Origin of the sequence: Dyella terrae, assembly GCF_022394535.1 — a bacterium.
In the GTDB taxonomy this organism is placed as follows: Bacteria; Pseudomonadota; Gammaproteobacteria; order Xanthomonadales; family Rhodanobacteraceae; genus Dyella.
This window is the reverse complement of the sequence record NZ_CP089414.1, coordinates 1,476,532-1,491,990: the sequence shown is the minus strand read 5'-3', so window position 1 is coordinate 1,491,990 and position 15,459 is coordinate 1,476,532. Positions and strand designations below refer to the sequence as shown.

The following is a 15,459-nucleotide window of genomic DNA, read 5'->3' as shown; positions in this document are numbered from 1 at the left end:
CCATGAGCGACTTGATCAGCGTCAGTCAGGCGGAAGCCTTGATCGCCGAACATATGCCCTCGTTTGGCAGTGAGCGCGTGCCTTTGGGCGATGCAGTAGGGCGGGTACTTCGACAGGCCGTGCACGCTGAGCACGACCATCCGCCGTTTGATCGCGTGATGATGGACGGCATCGCCGTGCACTGGTCCGCTGCCTTGCCGCGTCGGTTGCGCGTGGCGGGTGCGCAAATGGCCGGCATGCGGATGCAGTCGCTGACCAGTGACGACGCCTGCCTCGACGTAACGACGGGCGCGATGCTGCCTGCCGGTACCGACTGCGTGATTCCGGTGGAGCAGTTGCGCCGGGATGGCGACAGCTATGCGTTGTCCGACGACTGCCGGCCCGTAGCGGGGCAGTTCATTCATCGGCGTGGCTCGGATTGCGTGCAGGGCACGTTGTTGCTCTCGCCAGGTATGCACTTGGGGCCCGCGGAAATGGCCCTGCTGGCGGCCAATGGCGTAGGGATGGTTGAAGTGGCGGCGGTACCGTCGGTCGCCATCGTGTCGACTGGCGATGAGTTGGTGGAGGTCGATGCGCCGTTGGGCGAAGGGCAGATCCGCCGTTCCAACGATACGGCCGTCCGCGCGGCGTTGCGGCTGGACGGTTTCGACCGCGTCGCCCTGGAGCATATCGTCGACGATGAAGCCGCCACGCGGGCGCGCATTGCCGATCTGCTGGAACGGCACGATGTGCTGCTGCTTTCCGGTGGCGTGTCCATGGGGCAGCGCGATTACGTGCCAGCCGCGTTGGCCGCAGCCGGCGTACGCAAGGTGTTCCACCGCATTGCGCAAAAGCCCGGCAAGCCGATGTGGTTTGGCATCGGTCCCCGCGGGCAGGCCGTATTCGCCTTGCCTGGCAACCCGGTTTCCGCGCTGGTGTGTGCCACGCGCTATGCGCGCCCAGCTCTGCGTGCTGCGCAGGGGGCGTCGGTGACGGCGCCTGAATACGTTTGTCTGGACGAGGCGGTGGATATCAATCCGACGCTGGCGAGCTTTGTGCCCGCACGCGTACAAACCGATACGCAGGGTCGCCTGACGGCCTACCCGGTACCTTCACGTACCTCGGGTGATTTTTCGTCTCTGCCGCGCACGCAGGGATTCGTGCAGTTGTCACCGGGGCAGGGCAAGGCGCCTGCCGGCACGGTGGCGCCGTTTTACCGGTGGTGAGATGAGCGCAATGGATGCCCGCGACGAGACTGCCGTGTTGCCGGTCGACCAACTGGGTCGGCCACTGCACGATTTGCGCATCTCGGTGATGGACCGTTGCAACTTTCGATGCCCGTATTGCATGCCGGAGTCGACCTATGGCGAACACTTCGCCTTCCTGCGTAACGACGAACGCCTGAGCTTTGACGAGATAGAGCGCCTCTGCCGGCTGGCTGCAGCACAAGGCGTCAGCAAGTTGCGCTTGACTGGCGGTGAGCCCCTGTTGCGGCCGCATCTGGCCGATCTCGTCGCGCGGCTGCGTCGTATCGATGGCATCAACGACCTGGCTCTGACCACCAACGGCGTGCTGTTGTCACGGCATGCCGGTGAGTTGCGCGAGGCGGGCCTGGACCGGGTCACCATCAGCCTGGACACGCTTGATCCCGCGCTGTTCCATCGCATGAGCGGCGGACGCGGTGCGCTGGACGACGTGCTGGCAGGTATCGAGGCGGCGCGGGACGCCGGTTTCCCGCACGGCGTGAAGCTCAATACCGTGGTGCAGCGTGGGGTCAACGAGCACACGGTGGTCGATCTGGTCGAACGTTTTCGCGGTAGCGGCATCGTCGTGCGCTTCATCGAATACATGGACGTGGGCAACCGCAACGACTGGAGCCCGGAGGCCGTGGTGCCTTCGGCGGAGCTGGTGAAGCGCATCCATGGGCGCTGGCCGCTGCGCGCCGTACCGCCGAAATACTCGGGCGAGGTAGCGACACGCTATCGGTTCGAGGACGGCACCGGGGAGATCGGCATGATCTCGTCCATCAGCCAGCCGTTCTGCGGCGGCTGCACGCGAGCCCGCTTGTCTTCGGAGGGCATGCTGTACACGTGCCTGTTCGCTACCCGTGGCACCGACCTGCGCGGGCTCCTGCGTGGCGGCGCCACCGATGCGGAGCTGACCGCTCTGCTCCGCGATACCTGGCTTCGCCGCCACGACCGTTACAGCGAGGAACGGGCAGAACACCATGGCAAGGCGCCCCGCAAGATCGAAATGCACTATATCGGGGGCTGATCGGCGTAGCGGGGCAGGAATATCGTGGTTTCTAGACGGTTTCTTAATTCTGCCCGCCCGTATCCGGCCGATAATCCTCCTCACGCCTCTCCGGAGTGTCATGTGACCGCGATATCCACCACGCTTTCCCACGTCGACGAACAGCAGCAGCCACGCATGGTCGACGTCGGCGCCAAGGCCGTGACCCGCAGGACGGCCCGTGCACGCGCACGGGTCACGTTTCCCGCTGACGTTGCACAGCGCCTTCACGAAGCCGGCTACGTAACACCCAAGGGCGCGGTGCTCACCGTGGCGCAGATTGCCGGCGTCATGGGCGCCAAGGCGACGCCGCAACTGATTCCGCTATGCCATCCGCTCAGCATCGACAAATGCGATATCGGCATCCGCATGGATGGCGTGGATGCCTGGATCGATTGCACCGTGTCTTGCAGCGGGCGCACCGGCGTGGAGATGGAAGCACTCACCGGCGCCAGCATCGCTGCGCTCACCATCTACGACATGTGCAAGGCGATGTCGCATGACATCGTGATCAGCGAGGTGCGTCTCGTCTCCAAAACAGGCGGAAAGCACGACATCGGTGGCGAGGAGAGCGTATGAGCGAGCAGCGTGCTCCCCTCTATGGTCTGCTGCTGAGCGGTGGCGCCAGCCAGCGCATGCGCCAGGACAAGGCCGCGCTAGCTTATCGCGGCGAGCCACAGCTATTGCGCGCGTGGCGTGTGCTGAAGGCGGTGACCGAGCGCACCTATCTGTCCGTGCGCGACAGCCAGCGCGACGACCCGCTACGCGCCGGGTTGCCTCAAATCGTGGACAGCTACGACGCTATCGGCCCTGTCGCGGGCATCCTGTCCGCGCAGCATCTTCATCCCGAGGCGGCCTGGCTGGTGCTCGCCTGTGACCTCCCCTTGCTGGACAGCGGCACGTTGCGGCGATTGATCGACGCACGCGATCCGCATGCTGCAGCAACGGCGTTCACCAGCAGCCATGACGGATTGCCGGAACCGCTCTGCGCCATCTGGGAGCCGTCCAGTCACGCCTTGCTGCTGCAGCGCTACCAGGATGGCAGCTACTGCCCGCGCAAGGCACTGATCCAGTCCGCCATCAAGCTGCTTCCCGCACCTGGCGACGCGCTGGATAACGTCAATACCCCCGAGGAACGGGAAGCCATGCAACAACGCTTGGAGTCACCGGCATGACGGTCGTCAACCTTCAGTACTACGCGCAGTTGCGCGAGCAGGCCGGCAAAACCAGCGAGCAGGTCGTCACCTCGGCCGTGTCATTGCGCGATCTCTATGAGGAGTTGCGTGCCTCGCACGGATTCTCGTTGGGTGCGGACGTGCTTAAGGTGGCGGTGAACACCGAGTTCAGCGCCTGGGATCGTTCCTTGCGTGATGGTGATACGGTCGTCTTCATTCCACCGGTAGCTGGCGGATGAGCCGTTTCGAACTTTTCGACTCGATGGTTGACGCGGCAAGCCAGCGCGACCGGCTTCGCCATCCGTCCAGCGGCGGCTTTTGTGCCTTCGAAGGTTGGGTGCGCAACAGCAACGAAGGGCGCGAAGTCGATGGCCTCTCTTACGAAGCCTATGCGGAACTGGCGATCGCGGAGGGCGAGCGCATCGTGGCTGAGGCCATCGCGCGCTATGGCGTTACCGACGCACGCTGCGTGCATCGCACGGGCGACCTGAAGATCGGCGACATGGCCGTATGGGTGGGGGCGTCCGCGTCGCACCGCGATGAGGCATTCCGCGCCTGTCGCTACATCATCGACGAGATCAAGCACCGGCTGCCGATCTGGAAGAAAGAGCACTACGTCACCGGCGATTCCAACTGGGTGGCCTGCATGCACGTGTATCGCGAGCACGAGCACGAAGACCATCATGGGCATCACCATCATGATCACGCGCATGCGAAGCCCTTCGTTCCCGACTACTCGCGTCAGGTCCGGCTGCGCGAAGTCGGCGAAGCGGGGCAGGCCAAGCTGGCGGCATCGCGCGTGTTGGTCATTGGTGCGGGTGGATTGGGCTGTCCGGTCATCAGCTATCTCGCGGGTGCCGGTGTGGGCATGCTGGGTGTCGTTGATGGCGACCGGCTGGATGCCAGCAACCTGCATCGGCAGACGATGTATGACGCGCGCGACGTAGGCGAATACAAGGCCGATCTGGCGGCACGACGGGTGGCGGCGCTCAATCCCACGGTCCGCGTGCAACTCTGGAAGGAGCAGCTGGACGCGCGCCATGTCCTCGATGTGTTTCGCCAGTTCGATCTGGTGGTGGAATGCACCGACGACATGCGCAGCCGTTATCTGAGCAGCGATGCGGCGGTTCTTACCGGTACGCCGCTGATCCTCGCTAGCATCTACCAGTACGAAGGGCAACTGCAGGTTGTCTCGGGCAAACCGGGTACCCCGTGTCTGCGTTGCCTGTGGCCACAGGAGCCGGCACCGGAAACGATCGGCAGTTGCACGCTTGCCGGTGTGCTCGGCCCCGTGCCCGGCGTGCTCGGAGCCATGCAAGCGACAGAAGCCTTGAAGGTTCTGTTGGGAATACCGCAACCCAACGCCGGCTCCTTGTCGCTGGTGAACCTGATCGAGCTGAGCATCCAGCACCTGCCGATCGATGCGGCGCAAGGTTGCGCCGAACATGGCGGATGCGTAGACGTCGCGCGCCGCTCACTCGCGCGTGCCGTCGAGGACGACGATATCGATCTCGTGTTCGATCGCCTGGACGATGCCGTATCCGCCGGGTTCCTGTTGGTGGACGTGCGGGACGCCGAGGAACGGGCCAGCGATCCGATGCCGGTGGCCGCCGTGCACGTGCCCTCGGCGCAAGTGACTGAGAGGGCAGGCGAGTTCGTGGATGGTCGCTACCTGCTGGTTTGCGCCAGCGGCCGTCGAAGCGGGCACGCTGCGCGGTTGTTGCGTGACGAAGGCGTGCGCCATGCGTACTCGCTGGCAGGAGGACTCAACGCGCTGCGCATCGTGGGATGACGATGTGACGGCGAGGCGATAGGGATCGTCATTCGAGCAGTTGCAACGCGTACTCCCGGCAAAAATCCAGATACGCGCGGACGATGGCGGAGGGATGACGATGCGAGGGATAGAGCAGATTGATTTGCTGCTCAGGCATAAGATGGTCTGGCAGTAGCGCGATCAGCCGCCCGTCCCGGATCCCCGCAGCCGCAAGAAAGGGAGGCAGTTCGGTGACTACTTCACCCGCAAGTGCACGGCTACGCAGGTGCGCATAGTCGTTTGCAGTCAGCACGGCCTGGGAATCCACCCGCTGTTCGCCCAAGTGCCAGGTGCCACGGGCGTGACCATCGACGCCCCATGCGGCACAGGGGAATCGATGCAGATCGCTAGGCGTATCCGGTAGCCCGAGCCGCGCTACCAGTGCCGGGCTCGCGACGAGAACATGGCGATAGGTAATCACGTGTCGCGCGACCATCGTTTCGTGCGTGATGATGCCCACGCGCAACGCAACGTCGATGCCATCCTCGATGAGGTCGACGCGCCGCTCGGTGGTGTGCACGTGCACGCGGATGTCGGGATAGCGCTGTTGAAAGCGGGCAATCAACTCCCACCATGGTTCGAATGTCGGTGGCAGCGATAGGCGCAACCGGCCCTTGAGCCGTGCCTGGTCGCTCATGACCGCGTGCTCGCCCTCGGCCAATGCTTCGATGCCGCGGCTTGCATGCTCGAACAACCGCGTGCCGGCATCGGTGAGCTTGGTGCCACGCACGGAACGTTCCAGAAGCTGCACTTTCAACTGCCGTTCCAGCTCCCGAATCCGGCGGCTCAATGTGGGCAGGGGAATCTCCAGGCGATCAGCGGCGGCCGACAGGCTGCCGGCTTGCACCACGCTGACGAACATCTGGACTGCGTTGAGGTCCACTGGGCCTTCCTATCAAATTTGATAGGCAAATTACCCCTGATGTGAATTCCCTGCCAGTGATGGAGGGGACAAGGTAGGTGTGCCCGCTGGCCCAAGGCCAGCTTCCCCCGCCACTGTGGAGCTCATCCCATGTCCATCCGCACCGTCCTGCAACGTTACGAAACAGCGCTCAACCAAAGCGATACCGATGCCATTCTCGACTTGTATGGCCGAACCCGTGTTCATGCCCCAGCACGCTCCCGCCTTGGTAGGGCGCACTGCGGTCCGGGCTGGCTATGAGCAGGTGTTCGCCCACCTCAAGCTTGCCGTCCGCTTTGATATTCATGAAATCGAAGAGGCTGGCAACGTGGCCTGGGCGCGGACCAGTTCCGCGGGTCGCACGACCCTTCTCGGTACTGGCATGGAAGTGACTGAGGGCAACAACGAGCTATTCGTGTTCCAGCGAGAAAAAGGTGAGTGGAAGATCCATCGCTATCTGTTCTCCACCAGCCAGCCGCGCGTTTGAGGTCATCGCCATGAAGGCCTATGTGATTGAAGAGGCCGGTGGTCCGGAAGCGCTTCAACTACGCGATATCCCGTCACCCGAAGCGACCGCGGATGAAGTGAAGATTCGCGTACGCGCTTTTGGTTTGAACCGGGGAGAAACCTACCTCCGTGCCGGCAAGATGGGCGCCATCACCACGCCGCGTGTGCCAGGCATCGAAGCGGTCGGCGAGGTCATTCATGATCCCGCGGGCGTGTTCCGCGCCGGGCAGCGAGTGGCCACGGCGATGGGTGGCATGCAATTCAGCCGCAACGGCAGCTATGCCGAGCAGGCGACGGTGTTGCGCAGCAACGTGGTGGCGTTGAGTGACACGTCATTGTCCTGGGAAGAACTCGCCGCGTTGCCGGAGGCGTACCTCACCATATGGGGTGCTCTGGACAAGAGCCTGGCGATCCAGGCCGGGCAGACTTTGTTGGTTCGTGGTGCGACCTCGTCGCTAGGTTTGGCCGCCGTTGCCTACGCCAAGGCACGAGGCCTGACGGTGATCGCCACCACGCGCTTGCAGGAAAACGCCGGCCTTCTGTATGAGGTGGGCGCGGATGAGGTGATCGTTGACAGCGGCGAGATTGCTGCGGCGGTTCGCCATGCAGTGCCTGCCGGCGTGGACGCGGCGCTCGAAGTCGTTGGTGCATCAACGCTGCGCGACACGATCAGAACGTTGCGGCCATTCGGTGCCGTGAATGTCGTCGGTCTGCTGGGCGGCTCACTTGCGCTGGAACAGTTCCATCTGATGCAGGACCTACCGGACGCAACAAAGCTGAGTGCCTTCTCCAGCAGCATGCTTGGCACGCCGGCCATGCCGCTATCGGAGTCACCGTTGTCGTGGGTCGCGAAGGAAACCGCCGCAGGGCGCATGGCCTCTCTCCTGGCCAGGACGTTCGACTTCGACGACGTGCGCCACGCCCATAGCTTGATCGAAAGCAATCGTGCGCTGGGCAAGCTCGTCGTTCGGCTCTAACGCACTCATCAAGGAGACGCGCCGTGCGTACCCTGCTAACAACATTGGCCTTCGGTGCATTGTTTCCCTTGGGTGCGATGGCCGAACAACCCTCATCGAGTAGTACGACCGCGACTCCCATCGAACAGCCACTCATCCGATATCAATAGGCACTCAATAGCTCAGACGTCGGTCGCGTCATGGTGCTTTACACCGGCGACCCAACCATCTAATCCATCGTGAGGGCGCTTTCATGAAGCTGAAAACGCAATCCTATGTCATGGTCTTGTCCCGCGTGATGATGTCGCTGATCTTTGTTCTTTCTGGCCTGTTCAAGATTGGCGACGCTGCCATTACACGTGCCTATATGGAAGCCATGCACGTTCCAGGCGCTTTATTGTGGCCAACGATCTTGTTTGAGATTAGTTCGGGCTTGCTGATCATCGTCGGCTATAGAACGCGCATCGTCGCCACGCTGCTAGCGGGCTACTGCCTGTTGACGGCGATGATTTTCCACATCCAGTTCGCTGATCAAACTCAAGTGATCATGCTGTTGAAGAATGTGGCCATGGCGGGCGGCTTTGCCTTGCTGGCGATTGTCGGGCCGGGTTTGCTCAGCATGGATGCGAAACGGGTATCAGCACCGTTGCCCCCGCGGTCACCTTGAAGGTGAGCGACACAGCTTCAATCGGGATGACGGGGTAACCGCGCATGGGTTGTCCCGCGTGACGTAGGTGCGCTCAATCCAGGTAGCAGTGCGTACCGGGTTACCTTGGAGGTGGGAATGGGAGTCGCACATACATACCAGGCGGAGCCACGTGCCTGATCAAATCCCGGAAACGAAAAAGCCCGCATCGCTGCGGGCTTCTTCTATAATTGGTGCCCAGGAGAGGACTCGAACCTCCACGGTTTTACCCGCTAGTACCTGAAACTAGTGCGTCTACCAATTCCGCCACCTGGGCAGGTGTCACGCGTCGCTAAGTGGTCTGCGTGAGCCGCGTAGATTAGGCATGTGTTGGCAGGTTGTCAACTATTCTTCACCTAGTTTCCCCCGGGTTGCGCCTCGTGCGGTCCGGAACCCCGATAAAACCAAGAAAAGGCACGGATGTGACCAAAAAGAAAGAACCGAGCAGCAGCAAGCAGGACGCCAAACGGGGGCCGAAACCGCCGAAGTCGGGCGGTGCCCGGCCGAAGCGTTCGGCGCTCGATCCGTCGCGGCAGCGCGCAGACGTCGGCGTGGTGGATGACCCCCATGCCGAGCGCGAAGCGCAGCGCTACGATCGACCGATCCCCAGCCGCGAGGCGATCCTCGCGCTGCTTGAACAACGCGGCGAACTCTTGACCGAGGCACGCATCGCCGAGGCGATGTCTCTTCACGACGAGTACGACCTCAATGCATTGCGCAAGCGCCTGGGTGCGATGGTGCGTGACGGCCAGTTGCTGCTCGGGCGTCGCGCGGGCTACGCGCCGGCCAACAAGCTGGATTTGATTCAGGGCGTGGTGCTCGCCAACGCCGAGGGCTATGGCTTCCTTCGTCCGGATGGCGGTGGCGACGACCTTTACCTTTCGCCTCAACAGATGCGCACCGTGCTGCACGGCGACCGAGTGCTGGCAAGCGTGGTCGGCATCGATCGGCGCGGGCGCAAGCAGGGCGCGATCGTCGAAGTGTTGCAGCGCCGTTCGCCGCGACTGGTGGGTCGCGTGGTGATCGAAAACGGCGTCACCCTGGTGGCGCCTGACGACCGCCGCGTCCACCAGGACGTGATGATCGTACCGGGCCAAGACATGGGTGCGCGCTCCGGCCAGATCGTGGTGGCCGAGATTACCGACCCGCCGACGCCGCACCGCGGCCCGATGGGTGCCATCCGCGCTGTGCTGGGCGAACGCCTGCAGCCATCTTTGTTGGTGGAAATGGCCATCGCCAGCCACGACCTGCCGCACGATTGGCCCGCTGAGGTGACGCGCGACGCCGCGCAGGTGGAGCCGCAGGTGACGGCCGCCGAGCGCGAGGGCAGGGTGGACCTGCGCTCGCTGCCGCTGGTGACCATTGATGGTGCCGACGCACGCGATTTCGACGATGCCGTTTATGCCGAGCCCAAGCGCGGTGGTGGTTATCGACTGGTGGTGGCCATTGCCGACGTGTCGCACTACGTCAAGCTGGGTTCCGCGCTGGACAAGGAAGCCTACGAGCGCAGCACGTCCACTTACTTCCCCGGTTTTGTCGTGCCCATGCTGCCGGAGACACTCTCCAACGGCATCTGCTCGTTGAACCCCAAGGTCGAGCGCCTGTGCATGGTGTGCGACATGGTGGTCAACGCCGAAGGCGAAGTCACCAAGTCCAAGTTCTACAACGCCGTGATGCGCTCGCATGCGCGCCTCACTTACGACCGCGTGTGGCAGGCCATTGGCCTCAATGATGCCGACGCGCGACACGAACTGGCCGATGTGCTGCCGCAGGTCGAGCATCTGCACGGGCTCTACAAATTGATGGCGGAGCAGCGCAAGCGCCGTGGCGCTATCGATTTCGAAACGCCGGAGGTGAAGTTCCGCCTCGACCAGCGCGGTGAAGTGGAGACGATGGGCGCCACCGAGCGCAACGACGCGCACAAGCTGATCGAGGAATGCATGATCGCTGCCAACGTGCAAGCGGCGCTGTTCCTGGAAAAGAAGAAGATCCCCGCACTGTTCCGCGCGCACGAGCCGCCGCCGGCCGAGAAATACGAAGACCTGCAGCAGTTCTTGCGCGAGTTCAAGTTGCGTATGCCTCCGGTGGAGGACGTGACGCCGGCCGATTACGCCGACATCCTGCGCCTGGTACGCGACCGCCCCGAGCGCGAGCTCATCCAGTCTGTGCTGTTGCGCTCGCAGAGCATGGCGGCGTATCAGCCCGACAACCGAGGTCACTTTGGTCTGGCGCTGGAGGCGTACGCGCACTTCACTTCGCCGATCCGCCGCTATCCAGATCTGCTGGTGCATCGCGCCATCCGCTATGCCGTGGCCGATGGCAAGCCGGCGGCCTATCAGTACAGCGCCAGCGAAATGGCGGCCATGGCCGTGCATTGCTCGCAGCGCGAGCGCCGTGCGGAAGAAGCCGAACGCGACGTGGACGAGCGCTTCAAATGCGCCTGGATGTCCAAGCATGTTGGCAGCGAGTTCGACGGCACCGTCACTGGCGTCACCTCGTTTGGCTTGTTCGTGGAGCTGGACGATTCGAAGGTGTCGGGGCTGGTTCATATCAGCCAGTTGTCCAACGACTACTACCACTTCGATCCGGTACGCCATCTGTTGAAGGGTGAGCGCAGCGGCGTGCAGTTCCGCCTGGGCGACCACGTGCGTATCCAGGTGCTGCGCGCGAGCCTGGAGGACCGCAAGATTGACTTCCGCCTGGTCTCACCGCGCAAGGAAGGCTTCACGCCGCCGCATAGCGAGCGGCGATACGACTACGCCGCGACGGGCGAGCGCTACTCCCTGCCTAAGGGTAAGGGCAACAAGGGGAGCGGCAAGGGCGCGGAACGACCTGCGACGCGCGATAATGCCGGTCCCGCCATATCCCTGCCGCCGTTGCCACCTGTGGGACGCAAGGCGACCACGCATGACAAGCCCATGGTCGCAAGTCCGTTCTCCAAGGCAAAGGCTGCGGCAAAGGGCGCGTTGGCCAAGGTGAAGAGCGTCGCCTCGGGCAAGAAGAAGGCCCCGGACAAGGCCGATACACACGTCAAGAAAGTCAAAAAGAACAAAGGCAAACGATGAGTGATAGTTGGATCGTCGGGATCAACCCGGTCGAAGGCGCACTGAGCAATGATGCTTCGCGCGTTCGTGAAGTGCTGGTGGAACAGGGCCAGCGCAACGCACGTGTGCAGGAGTTGGCGACGCGCGCCAAGGAACTGAATATTCCTGTGCATCACCGTCCACGCGAGCAACTGGATCGCGTGTCGGGTGAGGCGCGGCACCAGGGCGTGGTGGCGCGCTATGAAGCGCCGCCGATGGGCTCAGAGAACGACATCGAAAGCCTGCTCGAAGCGGCTGGTCAGAACACGCTGGTACTTGTGCTCGATGGCGTCACCGACCCGCACAACCTTGGTGCGTGCCTGCGCAGTGCGGCAGCCGCCGGGGCGACCATGGTCATCGTGCCGAAGGATCGCGCCGTGGGCCTGACGCCGGTGGTACGCCGGGCATCGGCCGGTGGCGCAGATCGCGTGCCGCTCATCGCTGCAACCAATCTTGCCCGTGCGTTGCGCACGCTCAAGGACGCGGGTGTGTGGATCACCGGTCTGGCCGGCGATACGGACGAAACCGTCTACGGCATCGACATGCGAGGCCCCGTGGCGCTCGTGCTGGGCAGCGAAGGCGAGGGCATGCGCCGTCTGACGCGCGACACATGCGATTTCGTAGCGAAGATCCCGATGCCAGGTGTGATGGAGAGCCTCAATGTGTCCGTGGCCACGGGCATCGTGTTGTTCGAAGCGCTGCGACAACGGAGTGACAAGCGATGACCTTCTTCTGGCATGACTGGGCCGGTTATATCGGTGTGTTGCTGGTGCTGCTGGCGTTCCTGCTGCTGCAGGCTCACAAGCTCCACGGCAACGGGTTGGTGTATCAGTTGATGAACGTGCTGGGCGCGCTCGGTGTGGTCCTGTCGCTGGTGTTCGGCCCGGCCATGAACTGGCCCGCTTTCCTGATGCAGGTGGCGTGGATCGTCATCGGCGTCTACGGCATCGTGCATTCGACGCGTGCACGTCGGGACGCGCGTGAACTGGGCAGCAAGATCTCACCCTGAAATGGCGTTCAGGCAGCATCTGTAGAATGTATAGTCCGGTCCCGCAATGGGACCGGTCTGCGGGGACGGCCCCGCAAGTACGTTCTTCCAGCGGGGACGACCCTGCTCTTCATCCAGAGGAGCGCATCATGCCCTGGATCTATCTGATGTTCGCCGGTCTGCTCGAAGTGGTTTGGGCGGTCGGGCTCAAATACACCGAAGGTTTCACCCGTCTATGGCCCAGTGTCATCACGGGCACAGCGATGGCGGCCAGCGTCGTGCTGTTGTCGATGGCGTTGAAAACGTTGCCCATCGGCACCGCTTACGCGATCTGGACAGGCATCGGCGCGGTGGGTGCCGTCATCCTCGGCATCGTGCTGTTCGGTGACTCCGCCTCGCCGTTGCGACTGGCCTGCGTGGGTCTGGTTGTGCTGGGTATGGTGGGCCTGAAACTCACCAGTGGCGCTCACTAAGCCTGCTCTTCTGCAGTAGCGCACATGTGCGCTACTGCGACGGTGGGACAATCCTAGTCGCACACAAGTGCGCTTCTACATGGCTTCTTCAGTCACGCTTGGCGCGCTGCGCCGTCAGCGGTTCTCCGTTCACCTGATGCCAGATGATCTCGGCGATGTTTAGTGGCGCGGCCGCCGATGCGCTCGATGTTCTTCGCGATGAAGAACAGGTCGGTGGATGGTGTGATACGGGTGGGTCTTTCACAGCCGACTCACAAGGGGCGGCGCATGGTTTGAGAGTTAGGGGTGTCGTCCGGGTTCGCCGTTCGCAGATCTCGGGCGTACTCGCTGGGGTTAATCACGTTAGGTCATTTCACCGCCGGCTTCGCCCGTTGCTTGGTGATTTATTGACGGTGCCGTGCAAACGGTGCGGTGCTCGTGGGCTCGCCTAGCCGTAAAGGGGCGGACTGTGAGCCGATGCGCAGAGCCTGTGGCAGCAGAACGGCCTTTTTGAGGATGAATTCCTTCTAGTCCGTGGAGGCGAGCCAATGACTTCCTCACTGCAATGCGTGTGTTCTTGTTTGGCTACGGTAATCCTTGTTCGGCGTCGATTGCACCAGGCTGCGAGCCTATGTCTTGGCGTCAGTCTCGGCTTCGGTGGTTTGGTGTATGCGCAGTCGACATCACCGTACTTTTCCATTCCGGCCGACGAGTCTCCCCACAATGCAACCATTGAATGGTGGTACTACACCGGGCACCTGACGGGTAAAGATATTTTCGGCGTTACGCACGACTACGGTTTCCAAGTCACCGATTTTCGCTTGGGTTTGGGCACGTATCCGCTGAGTTCGGGGTATATCGGTAACTTCGCAATCACCGATTTGAATCGAGGCGTGCACGAGAATGATGCGCGGGTCTCCATCCAGCCGGATGTTCTTCCTCCGGGAGGCGGATACAACATTCAAATAGACGACTGGAATGCCAATGCCCGTAGCGGATCCGGTTCAATGGCTACCGGAATGTACACTCTCGACTATCTGGCTCATTTGAGCGTGCAGCCGGAAAATTACGGCGTTGTCTGGAACGGCAATGGCGGGATCATGCCTCCGACGACGACCGGCGCTCTCAACTACTACTCATTTCCCAGCCTGAGTGCATCGGGCACCATCATCGATCACGGCCTTGTGGTGAACGTAACTGGCTCGGCTTGGTTCGATCACGAATGGGGCGCTGCTTTCTCTGCCACCTCACCAACTGGGTGGGACTGGTACGCGGTTGAGTTGTCCGATGGCCGCAAATACGACGTCTCGGTACTTAAGGATGCGAGCGGCAATACCACGCAGACCTACGGTACCTATATCGCGGCCGACGGCAGCTACAGCGTGATCGATCCCAGCGAAATCGACGATCAGTCAACCGGCGTGACCTGGACCAGTCCCAGGAGCGGGCTCGTTTATCACACCCAGCAAATCCTCAAGCTCCCAGGTGGACAGGTGACCGTGACGGCCTTGGTACAAGACCAGGAAATGGCCACCTTTGCTGGCTTGACCGGCGGTGTCGTGCAGACGTTGGCGGGTTCGGTCGGTGTTCCCAATACCTACTATTGGGAGGGCGATTCTACGGTTAGCGGCGTGGTTAACGGCGTGCCCGTTACCGGCAAGGCGTATCTGGAACTCAATCCACCACAGATTCTCCCTTGATGCGGAGTCAAGGTGGTTTTTGATGGTTTCATGCCAGATCAATGAAAGCGAGTGGGCGGCGCAATGGCACGGCACCGACGGTGTCATCCCCTGTGCTCAGCTCGATCCGTAACGATGCTGTTTGCCGGCAGGCCCGCTCGTCTAGCGGGCCTTTTGGAGCGACGCCACGTTTGGGTTAGTCCGGCTTGTGACCGAGCTTGGTGGGTTCCGGGTTCGAGGTGAAGTCGCGCTTGGCGCGCTGCGCCGTGAGCGGTTCGCCGTTCACCTGATACCAGATGCTCTCGGCAATGTTGGTGGCGTGGTCGCCGATGCGCTCGATGTTCTTCGCCATGAACAGCAGGTGCGTGCAGGGCGTGATGTTGCGCGGGTCTTCCATCATGTAGGTCAGCAACTGGCGGAAGTAGCCGGTGTAGGCTTCGTCCAGGTCCGCGTCGTCCTTCCACACCTTATAGGCGCGTTCGGCGTCGCGATCGCGATAGGCCATCAGCACGTCACGCACTTCCTTCGCGGCCAGCTCGGCCAGATAGCCCAGGCCGTTCGTCGGTGCGATAGGGGCGACCATCGACAACGGGATGGAGCGCTTGGCCACGTTGGCGGCGTAGTCGCCGATGCGTTCGATGTCGGCGGCGATGCGCAGCGCAGCGAACACGTTGCGCAGGTCGCCGGCGATAGGCGCACGCAGCGCCAGCAGGCGCACTACGTCGTGGCTGATTTCCTGTTCGAGCAGGTCGATAGCGTCATCGTTGCTGACCACGTGCTGCGCGGCGCGCTCGTCACGGCGGTCGATCACATCGAGGGCTGCTTCCAACTGGCTCACCGCAAGCTCGCCCATGCGGACGATTTCGCCGGTGAGACGGGTCAGCTCGTCGTCGTAGCTCTTGATGATGTGTTCTTTGCTGCTGCCGCTCATGGGAGAGTCCTGTCATTG

General features: G+C 62.5%; 16 protein-coding genes and 1 tRNA gene. 14 read left to right on the top strand and 3 right to left on the bottom strand.

The genetic code is table 11. From position 1 onward, the window contains the following. Positions 1-2 precede the first annotated feature (2 nt). From DYST_RS06195 to DYST_RS06170, 6 genes are all read left to right on the top strand, one after another. The gene (locus DYST_RS06195) at positions 3-1,205 is read left to right on the top strand and encodes a molybdopterin molybdotransferase MoeA (protein ID WP_239950751.1); all 1,203 of its coding nucleotides are present in this window, start codon (positions 3-5) and stop codon (positions 1,203-1,205) included. 1 nt (position 1,206) lies between these two features. After that, the gene (gene moaA / locus DYST_RS06190) at positions 1,207-2,253 is read left to right on the top strand and encodes a GTP 3',8-cyclase MoaA (protein ID WP_239950750.1); all 1,047 of its coding nucleotides are present in this window, start codon (positions 1,207-1,209) and stop codon (positions 2,251-2,253) included. 111 nt (positions 2,254-2,364) lie between these two features. Beyond that, the gene (gene moaC, locus DYST_RS06185; protein ID WP_428993983.1) at positions 2,365-2,850 is read left to right on the top strand and encodes a cyclic pyranopterin monophosphate synthase MoaC; all 486 of its coding nucleotides are present in this window, start codon (positions 2,365-2,367) and stop codon (positions 2,848-2,850) included. After that, positions 2,847-3,446, top strand: coding sequence for an NTP transferase domain-containing protein (locus DYST_RS06180; RefSeq protein WP_239950749.1), 600 nt, complete (start codon positions 2,847-2,849; stop codon positions 3,444-3,446). Before moaC ends, DYST_RS06180 begins: the two co-directional genes overlap by 4 nt. Then, positions 3,443-3,685: a MoaD/ThiS family protein gene (locus DYST_RS06175; RefSeq protein ID WP_102305092.1), complete on the top strand. Its 243-nt coding sequence runs from the start codon at positions 3,443-3,445 to the stop codon at positions 3,683-3,685. The genes DYST_RS06180 and DYST_RS06175 overlap by 4 nt, the downstream gene beginning before the upstream one ends. Continuing rightward, entirely contained in the window at positions 3,682-5,238 is a 1,557-nt protein-coding gene (locus DYST_RS06170) for a ThiF family adenylyltransferase (protein ID WP_239950748.1), read from the top strand. Before DYST_RS06175 ends, DYST_RS06170 begins: the two co-directional genes overlap by 4 nt. 28 nt (positions 5,239-5,266) lie before the next feature. Here the strand turns inward: DYST_RS06170 and DYST_RS06165 are convergent, their stop codons facing one another. Further along, positions 5,267-6,142 (bottom strand): LysR family transcriptional regulator, encoded by an 876-nt coding sequence (locus DYST_RS06165; protein ID WP_239950747.1) that lies wholly within the window; start codon positions 6,140-6,142, stop codon positions 5,267-5,269. Positions 6,143-6,347: 205 nt separating this feature from the next. Here DYST_RS06165 and DYST_RS06160 point away from each other — a divergent pair, with 205 nt between their 5' ends. The 3 genes from DYST_RS06160 to DYST_RS06150 all read left to right on the top strand — a co-directional run bounded on the left by DYST_RS06160 (position 6,348) and on the right by DYST_RS06150 (position 8,290). Next, positions 6,348-6,647 (top strand): YybH family protein, encoded by a 300-nt coding sequence (locus DYST_RS06160; RefSeq protein WP_239950746.1) that lies wholly within the window; start codon positions 6,348-6,350, stop codon positions 6,645-6,647. 10 nt (positions 6,648-6,657) lie between these two features. Further along, complete coding sequence (locus DYST_RS06155; protein WP_239950745.1) at positions 6,658-7,644, top strand: zinc-binding dehydrogenase; 987 nt, start codon at positions 6,658-6,660, stop codon at positions 7,642-7,644. A gap of 232 nt (positions 7,645-7,876) precedes the next feature. After that, entirely contained in the window at positions 7,877-8,290 is a 414-nt protein-coding gene (locus tag DYST_RS06150) for a DoxX family protein (protein WP_239950744.1), read from the top strand. A gap of 210 nt (positions 8,291-8,500) precedes the next feature. Here the strand turns inward: DYST_RS06150 and DYST_RS06145 are convergent. Then, positions 8,501-8,585 (bottom strand) — tRNA-Leu (locus DYST_RS06145). 145 nt (positions 8,586-8,730) lie between these two features. On the opposite strand from DYST_RS06145, the gene rnr reads away from it, so the two are divergent. The 5 genes from rnr (at position 8,731) to DYST_RS06115 (ending at position 14,531) form a co-directional block, all read left to right on the top strand. Continuing rightward, on the top strand, positions 8,731-11,373 hold the full coding sequence (gene rnr, locus DYST_RS06140) for a ribonuclease R (RefSeq protein WP_428993963.1): 2,643 nt from the start codon (positions 8,731-8,733) through the stop codon (positions 11,371-11,373). Beyond that, a complete protein-coding gene (rlmB, locus tag DYST_RS06135) occupies positions 11,370-12,116 on the top strand; it encodes a 23S rRNA (guanosine(2251)-2'-O)-methyltransferase RlmB (protein ID WP_239950743.1) in 747 nt (248 codons plus the stop codon). Before rnr ends, rlmB begins: the two co-directional genes overlap by 4 nt. Further along, positions 12,113-12,400 carry a CBU_0592 family membrane protein gene (locus DYST_RS06130; RefSeq protein WP_239950742.1) on the top strand — a complete coding sequence of 96 codons (288 nt, stop codon included), beginning with the start codon at positions 12,113-12,115 and terminating at the stop codon, positions 12,398-12,400. The genes rlmB and DYST_RS06130 overlap by 4 nt, the downstream gene beginning before the upstream one ends. Before the next feature lie 128 nt (positions 12,401-12,528). After that, positions 12,529-12,852 (top strand): quaternary ammonium compound efflux SMR transporter SugE, encoded by a 324-nt coding sequence (sugE, locus tag DYST_RS06125; RefSeq protein WP_102305079.1) that lies wholly within the window; start codon positions 12,529-12,531, stop codon positions 12,850-12,852. Between the two features lie 527 nt (positions 12,853-13,379). After that, on the top strand, positions 13,380-14,531 hold the full coding sequence (locus DYST_RS06115; RefSeq protein WP_239950740.1) for a lipocalin-like domain-containing protein: 1,152 nt from the start codon (positions 13,380-13,382) through the stop codon (positions 14,529-14,531). 175 nt (positions 14,532-14,706) lie between these two features. Here DYST_RS06115 and phoU read toward each other — a convergent pair whose 3' ends face one another. After that, positions 14,707-15,441, bottom strand: a complete 735-nt coding sequence (gene phoU / locus DYST_RS06110; RefSeq protein ID WP_239950738.1) for a phosphate signaling complex protein PhoU — start codon at positions 15,439-15,441, stop codon at positions 14,707-14,709. Positions 15,442-15,459 lie beyond the last annotated feature (18 nt).

What these genes read in the sequence shown, in the direction of transcription:
- DYST_RS06170 (WP_239950748.1), top strand. Translation starts at nt 3,682, where the DNA reads ATGAGCCGTTTCGAACTTTTCGACTCGATGGTTGACGCGGCAAGCCAG.
- DYST_RS06175 (WP_102305092.1), top strand. Translation starts at nt 3,443, where the DNA reads ATGACGGTCGTCAACCTTCAGTACTACGCGCAGTTGCGCGAGCAGGCC.
- DYST_RS06155 (WP_239950745.1), top strand. Translation starts at nt 6,658, where the DNA reads ATGAAGGCCTATGTGATTGAAGAGGCCGGTGGTCCGGAAGCGCTTCAA.
- rlmB (WP_239950743.1), top strand. Translation starts at nt 11,370, where the DNA reads ATGAGTGATAGTTGGATCGTCGGGATCAACCCGGTCGAAGGCGCACTG.
- DYST_RS06180 (WP_239950749.1), top strand. Translation starts at nt 2,847, where the DNA reads ATGAGCGAGCAGCGTGCTCCCCTCTATGGTCTGCTGCTGAGCGGTGGC.
- phoU (WP_239950738.1), bottom strand. Translation starts at nt 15,441, where the DNA reads ATGAGCGGCAGCAGCAAAGAACACATCATCAAGAGCTACGACGACGAG.
- DYST_RS06160 (WP_239950746.1), top strand. Translation starts at nt 6,348, where the DNA reads ATGGCCGAACCCGTGTTCATGCCCCAGCACGCTCCCGCCTTGGTAGGG.
- DYST_RS06115 (WP_239950740.1), top strand. Translation starts at nt 13,380, where the DNA reads ATGACTTCCTCACTGCAATGCGTGTGTTCTTGTTTGGCTACGGTAATC.
- DYST_RS06150 (WP_239950744.1), top strand. Translation starts at nt 7,877, where the DNA reads ATGAAGCTGAAAACGCAATCCTATGTCATGGTCTTGTCCCGCGTGATG.
- moaA (WP_239950750.1), top strand. Translation starts at nt 1,207, where the DNA reads ATGAGCGCAATGGATGCCCGCGACGAGACTGCCGTGTTGCCGGTCGAC.
- sugE (WP_102305079.1), top strand. Translation starts at nt 12,529, where the DNA reads ATGCCCTGGATCTATCTGATGTTCGCCGGTCTGCTCGAAGTGGTTTGG.
- DYST_RS06195 (WP_239950751.1), top strand. Translation starts at nt 3, where the DNA reads ATGAGCGACTTGATCAGCGTCAGTCAGGCGGAAGCCTTGATCGCCGAA.
- DYST_RS06130 (WP_239950742.1), top strand. Translation starts at nt 12,113, where the DNA reads ATGACCTTCTTCTGGCATGACTGGGCCGGTTATATCGGTGTGTTGCTG.